Genomic DNA, 292 nt, shown 5'->3' on the forward strand with positions numbered 1-292 from the left:
TGACGGCGTTGAAAACGGTGGTGACCTTCTGATCAGGCCGCGTCGTTCTCGCGGTAGCGCCGGCGGGCGTGCTCAAACCAGCTGGCCGGCACGTTGTGCGGCGGCTGCTGTAATCTGAGCAGCCCCTGTTCGACGATATGGCTGGCCTGGCGCCACAGCGTCGGGTCGCCTTCGGTCAGCACTTCCAGCAGGCGCTGTTTCTCGATCAGATAGGTTTGGGCGAAGTGGCTGTCGTAGTCCAGCAGCGAGCGGGTGTTGTCGATCAGATCCGCCAGTTTGATGGTTTTGGCCT

At 62.0% G+C, this 292-nt stretch carries 1 pseudogene; it reads right to left on the bottom strand.

From position 1 onward, the window contains the following. Positions 1-32: 32 nt before the first annotated feature. A pseudogene (locus tag JYB63_RS22845) lies at positions 33-292 on the bottom strand (hypothetical protein); the annotation flags it as partial.

The sequence above is a fragment of the Aliamphritea spongicola genome (genome assembly GCF_017051665.1).
Lineage (GTDB): Bacteria > Pseudomonadota > Gammaproteobacteria > Pseudomonadales > Balneatricaceae > Amphritea > Amphritea spongicola.